At 70.5% G+C, this 6,388-nt stretch carries 4 protein-coding genes; all 4 read right to left on the bottom strand.

Features of this window, described 5'->3' with window-relative positions; translation table 11 throughout:
* Positions 1–137 precede the first annotated feature (137 nt).
* Positions 138–1,559, bottom strand: a complete 1,422-nt coding sequence (locus tag BKH32_RS02105; RefSeq protein ID WP_143222664.1) for a citrate synthase — start codon at positions 1,557–1,559, stop codon at positions 138–140.
* 273 nt (positions 1,560–1,832) lie between these two features.
* Positions 1,833–3,041 (bottom strand): succinyldiaminopimelate transaminase, encoded by a 1,209-nt coding sequence (gene dapC, locus BKH32_RS02100; RefSeq protein WP_075248412.1) that lies wholly within the window; start codon positions 3,039–3,041, stop codon positions 1,833–1,835.
* 60 nt (positions 3,042–3,101) lie between these two features.
* Positions 3,102–3,452 carry a ferredoxin gene (gene fdxA / locus BKH32_RS02095; protein WP_075248411.1) on the bottom strand — a complete coding sequence of 117 codons (351 nt, stop codon included), beginning with the start codon at positions 3,450–3,452 and terminating at the stop codon, positions 3,102–3,104.
* Between the two features lie 422 nt (positions 3,453–3,874).
* On the bottom strand, positions 3,875–6,388 hold a 2,514-nt coding region (locus BKH32_RS02090), incomplete at its 5' end, for a VanW family protein (RefSeq protein ID WP_256690450.1).

The following is a 6,388-nucleotide window of genomic DNA, read 5'->3' as shown; positions in this document are numbered from 1 at the left end:
CTCAGTGGTTTGGGGGAGAACGCAGTCCTCGTCGGGAAAGTACGTCCCCGACCCGCACCGCCCGGCCACAGAAACCGACCACAGACAACCGGCCCTGGGCGACCGGCGTGAGCCCATGAGCCTCAGCCCCTCGTGATTCAGACCCTGGTGATGCGGTCGAGGCTGGGGACGCCGGCGCGGGTGGCCGGGTACTGGCCGTCGTCGTGCTTGCGCCGGTGCATGGCCACGTAGTGGCGCTCGGTGGAGCCGTCGTAGACCTGGCGGGGCCGCCCGATGCGCTTGGCCGGGTCGGCGATCATCTCGCGGTACTGGGCGATCCAGCCCGGCAGGCGCCCCAGGGCGAACAGGGGCGTGAACATCTTCGTGGGGAAGCCCATCGCCTGGTAGATGAGGCCGGTGTAGAAGTCGACGTTCGGGTAGAGACTGCGCGAGACGAAGTACTCGTCGCGCAGCGCCGTCTCCTCCAGCTCCATGGCGATCTCGAGCTTGCGGTCGCCGTCGTCGGAGCCCAGGCGGGTCAGGACGTCGTGGGCGGTCTCCTTGACGATGGCGGCGCGCGGGTCGTAGTTCTTGTAGACCCGGTGGCCGAAGCCCATGAGCCGTACGCCGTCCTCCTTGTCCTTGACCTTGCGGACGAACTCGGCCGTGCTCATCCCCGAGCTCTGGATGGTGTCCAGCATCCGCAGGACCGCCTCGTTGGCGCCGCCGTGCAGCGGCCCGGACAGGGCGCCCACGCCCGCGGCCACGGAGGCGTACATGTTGGCGTCGGCCGAGCCCACGAGGCGCACCGTGGAGGTCGAGCAGTTCTGCTCGTGGTCGGCGTGCAGGATGAGGAGCATGTCCAGCGCCCGCACGACGGCCGGGTCGATGTCGTAGGACTGGTAGGGCATCCCGAAGGTCAGGCGGATGAAGTCCTCGACGTAGGAGCGCTGCGGGTCGGGGTAGAGCAGCGGCAGACCGATGGCGCGCCGGGCGATGTAGCTGATCATCGTGGGCATCTTGGCCAGCAGCAGCACGGTGGCGAGCTCGCGCTCGTAGGGGTCGTGCGGGTTGAGGGTGTCCTCGTAGTAGGTGGCCAGGCCGGCGATCCCCGCCTGGAGGATCGCCATCGGGTGGCCCGAGGAGGGGAAGGAGGTGAAGAAGCCGCGGAAGTCCTCGTGCAGGAGCCGGTGGCGCGAGATGCGCCGCTCCATGCGCGCGAAGGACTCGCGGTCGGGCAGCTCGCCGTTGATGAGGAGGTAGGCGACCTCCAGGAAGGTCGAGGACTTGGCCAGCTCCTCGATCGGGTAGCCGCGGTAGCGCAGGATCCCGGCCGCGCCGTCGATGTAGGTGATCTGCGAGGTGCACGACGCCGTGTTGGTGAAGCCCGGGTCGAGCGTCACCACGCCGGTGGAGCCCAGCAGCCTGGACACGCTCAGGCCGTCGGCGCCGTCGGTCGCCGAGGTGCGCGGCAGCTCAAGGCTGGTGCCGTCAACGGCCAGCAGGCCTGGACCGCCGACGGCGCTGGGCCGGCTCTGCTCGGGCTGCTCAGCCGCGGCGGGGGTGGGGGTGCTCGTCATCATGCCTCCTGGGGCTCGGGGCCGCACGCATCGCGACGGCGAGACCTGGACCCACGGGGGTTCCGGCGGGCCCAGCGCCCACTGTACGGGGTGCACCGTCACGGCGTCGTTTCATGGGCTTATCGCGGACCGCCGGATCAGCCGACCTCCTCAGCCCGCCGGGGGCACCAGCCGGGCACCCACCCGTGGCTTGATAAATTTATCAGCCGCCACCGGGCTTGATAAATTTATCAAGGCGCTGGTCAGCGGCTGATTCGACTGGCTAGTTCTGCCTCAGCCGGCGAAGAGGGCGGTGGCCTCGGGCGAGCGCAGGCGCGCGGCGGCGGCGGCCACTCGCTCGTCGGTGTCGGTCAGGCTCATGCGCACCCGCCCGGCCCCGGCCTCGCCGTAGAAGTCCCCGGGGGCCACGACGATCCCGAGCTCGGCGAAGGCCCCCACGAGCTCGTAGGCGCTCATCGACTCGGGCCCCTGGAGCCACAGGTACAGGCCGGCCACGGAGGCCGGGTCGTTCACGAGCCCGGCGGCGGCGGTCGCCTCGACGAGGACCTCGCGGCGCTCCCGGTAGACCTCCTTCTGCACCTCCATGTGCGCCTCGTCGCCGAGGGCGGCCACGAGGGCGGCCTGGACCGGAGTCGGCATGAGCATGCCGGTGTGCTTGCGCACCTCGGTGACGGCACCCACGAGCCGCGCGTCGCCGGCGAGGAAGGCCGCCCGGTAACCGGCCAGGTTGGACTGCTTGGACAGGGAGTACAGGGCGAGCAGGCCGCTTCTGCCCGCCTCCCCTCCGACCCGGGGGTCCAGGAGGCTCGGGATCGGCTGGGTGTCCCACGGCGACTCCCAGCCGAGCTCGGCGTAGCACTCATCGGAGATGACGACGGCGCCCCGCGCCCTGGCCCAGGCGACGATCCGGGCCATCTGCTCAACGCTCAGGACGTGCCCGTCGGGGTTGCCGGGGCTGTTGAGCCAGACGATGGCCACGGGGGCGTCCTCGGCGATGCCCCACGCGGCGGGGTCGGCGTCGGTGTCCACGGGGACGGGAGTGGCCCCCACGAGGCGGGCGCCGACGTCGTAGGTAGGGTAGGCGGCTCGCGGGTGCAGGACGAGGTCGCCGGGACGCACCCCCAGGTGCAGCGGCAGGAGGGCCACGGACTCCTTGGAGCCGATGGTGGGGATGACCTCGTCATCACCCAGGCCGGCCACGCCCCGACGTCGCTCCATCCACTCGGTGATGGCGGCGCGCACCACGGGGGCGCCGACCGCCGTCGGGTAGCCGGGGGCGTTGGCGGCCGCGAACAGGGCGTTGCGGGCGATCTCGGGGGTGGGGTCGACGGGCGTGCCCACCGCCAGGTCGACGACGCCGTCCGGGTGCTGGGCGGCCCGCTGCCGGTAGGGGCTCAGCGAGTCCCAGGGGAAGTCGGGCAGGGCGAGTCGGCGGGGCAGGTGGGGGCTGGGGAAGGTCTCGGGTGTCGCGCTGGTGGTCACGGGCCCTGATTCTTCCTCACGCGCCGGGGGCGTCTCCACCCCCTGGCCCCGCCCGTCGGCTCAGTAGCCGTTGGCCTCTTTCCACTCCGCATTCTGCGGCGGCAGGGCGGCGATCATGGGGTCGTCGTAGTCCAGCGCACCGGTCCTCTGGGCGCCGCCGGGCGAGCCGAGTCCCTTGAGCTCGAAGAAGTCGATGTTGGCGCGGGTGTAGTCCTCCCACTCCTCGGGAACATCGTCCTCGTAGAAGATGGCCTCAGTGGGGCAGACGGGCTCGCAGGCGCCGCAGTCGACGCACTCGTCGGCGTTGATGTAGAGGCTGCGTTCACCCTCGTAGATGCAGTCGACGGGACACTCGTCGACGCAGGCACGGTCCTTGACGTCGACGCAGGGCTGGGCAATGACGTACGTCATAGCAGCAGTGTCCTTTCTTCTCCGGGGGATCCTCCCGCGCGGGTGGGCGGGGTCGGGCCAAGTATGGTCCCCCGACGCCCGACGGCCCAAGAGGCGAGAGAGTGGCCGTCAGCACGCCGAAAACTCAGGGTTAGCACGCCGCGATTACGTCACTGCCGCGGCGCGAATGTCACAGGTAACACCAGTCTCGGGCACCGCACGCCTCAGAGCGCGATCTGCGACGATCCGGCTGAAAAGTGTCCAGCAGGGACGACTTTGACGCGCGACGCCACGCGATCCACTCGCGTTTGCGCAGGTCAGAGAACCGCGGTCACGCAGAAGCGTTCTACGATGTCATCAAAGTCGTCCCTTTTGGTCAAAAGTCTCCTCCGACACTGCTGCGTCGGCACTCCTCTGAGCCGGGGGCGCAGACGGCGGCACCGTCAGGAGCAGACGATGTCGTTGTCGGCGGCGTACTGGGTGGTCAGGACGTCGTCGGGCAGGGCCTTGCCGTCGTGCTTGCGAGTGCGGGTGACGGTGATGTCGAAGCCGGGGTTGCCGCCCGAGTAGGGCTCGCAGCCGGGGCCGGACTTGCGCTCAGTGGACACCGGGCGGAAGTTGAACCGGTCCGAGGAGGTGATCGACACGTCGTAGTACTTCGTGGACCACATCCGCACGTGGATCTGCTCACCGTCCAGCCAGGCCTGGACCAGTACCGAGTGGGACGTGGAGTTCGTGAACTTCACGTCGAGCTTGCCGGTCCACAGGGTGGCCTCGCGCCCGGCCGGGTAGCGGTCGAAGTAGTACTGGTGGGCGTGGTGCTCGGTGTCGTCCATACCGGCCTCGAAGCCGGCGTTGAAGACGGTGGTGGCCACCTGGCTCAGCCCGCCGCCCAGGGAGTCGACGTGCTGCCCGTTGGAGATGACTCCGGCGTCGGCGAAGCCGTGATCGTAGTCGACCTCGCCGAGGGTCTTCTCCAGGGAGAAGACCTCGCCGGGCTTGACGACCGTGCCGTTGACGAGCTCGGCCCCGCGGGTGAGGTTCTGGGTGCGCGGCGCGTCCCCGCTGTTGTAGGGGGTGGCGAACTCGCCGATCGCCTCGCTGATGCCCCACTCGTTCTGCGGCGTCGTCACCGTCGGCTCGGACACGACCATCGGCAGGGTCACGGTCCGGCCGGCGGCGTCGGTGGCGGAAGTGCCGGCCTTGATCAGGCTTGCGGACAGGGCGGCGGTGTCGATGACCTTGCCCTGGGCGGCGGGGACGTACTGGGGACGCGCCCCGGGTGCGCCAGTGGCGGAGCCGTCGATCTTCCAGGTCGCGTTCTGGGCGGGGGTCTCGACCTGGCCGACCCTGGCGACAATGGCATCACGCAGCGCGGTCGAGTCGAAGCCTGCGCTCAAGGTGCCGCCGTCGGCGGAGATCCTCAGCATCTCAGCAGTGTCCTGCGGTGAGAAGGCCGCAGCCGCGCCGGGGTTCTTGCTCTGCGCGCCAGTGCCCGCCGTGTTCACGGTCAGTCCGCTGGACAGCAGCGGCGTGAGGGTGCCGTCTACGAACTTCGAGGCTTCCTCATCGGTGATGGCAGGGATCGCGGTGCCCTCGGCCATGGCGAGGGTCTTCTTCCCCAGGGGCCAGGTGCCGCCGAGCTGCTTGAGAGAGGCGTCGACGTCGAGTCCGATGCCGTTGCTCGCGGGCGTGGTGACCGGCTTGGTGCCCTTCAGGGTCACGGTCGCCGAGACCGCACCGTTGGCCATCGTGTCGACCCGGTCCTCCAGGGCCCTGCGCAGCACAGTGGAATCGACCCGGACGACGGCGTCGGTGCGCTGACCGCCGAGGCGCTGGGCCAGGGTGAGGGGGTTGAGGGTGAATCCGGTGACCTTCTTGACCGAGGCGTCGGTGTCGACCGAGACACCCGACTTGGCGGGCACGAGCTCGGAGCTGCCCTGCCCGACGGTGAGGGTGACGGGCTGGGCGAGCTGGTCACCGACGCCCTTGCTGACGCGGTCGCGGGCCTCCTTGGGGCTCAGACCGGAGACGTCGACACCGGAGACGGTGGTGCCCGAGGCGATGTGCTGGGTGGTCCACCAGGCGATACCGCCCCAGGCCAGCAGCAGGGCGGCGGCCCCGGCGGCGCAGGCGGCGGGGATGAGGCGCCGACGGCGCGAGCCGCGCGATCCGGCTGCCGCACCGTTGGTCTTCTTCGCGACGTTCTGGGCCTTGGCGGGCTTGTGCGCCTTCTCGGCCGCGGCCAGGGTCCCGGCGGCGGGGACGGCGCCGTCCTCCGCCGGCTCTGTGTCACTCCCAGTGGGCTCCGTCCCCGGTGAGACCGCGGCCGCAGCGGTTCGGGCGGCCGGCGATGCCTCAGTGGTCGCGGCCTGCGCGGGCGCGCAGGGCGACGCCCCGGACAGGCTCTTGGGTGCGATCGACGGCGGCATGTCGCCGGAGTCGGGGCTCCACGCGGCGCCCCGCCGGGCCGAGACAGCCGTATCGGCGCCGGTCGACTCGTAGGGCGAGAGGGCCTCGGCCGGGGTGGCGGCTTCGTCGACGATGCTCGTCGATACCGGCGTCGTCACCGGTTCAGCACCTTCAACGGCGACCTCGCCGGCGTCCTCAGCAGCGGGGGCCTTCTCCTCGGACTCCTCGACGACGGCCGGAGCCTCCTCAGGCTCCTCAGACTGCTCGACGGACTCGGTCGACTCAACAGACTCGACAGGTACAGCGGGCTGGGCCGATTCAGCCGCCTCAGCGGGCTTCACGACCTCGGCATCCTCAGCGGACTCCTGCTTCTCCTGAGCCTCGCCGCCGGACTCCTCAGCCTGCTCGGACTGCTCGACGGACCCAGCCGGCTCGCCCTGAGCCTCGTCGCCGAGGTTGAGAGTCGGGGTGTCATCAGCGTCCCCGCCCTGAGCACAGGAGGCGGGCTCACCCGCGCCCTCATCAGCGACCTCGCCGGCGTCCTC

Source organism: Actinomyces oris (assembly GCF_001929375.1).
Lineage (GTDB): Bacteria > Actinomycetota > Actinomycetes > Actinomycetales > Actinomycetaceae > Actinomyces > Actinomyces oris_B.
Note: the sequence above shows the minus strand (reverse complement) of the source record. Positions and strands in the feature narration are given on the sequence as shown.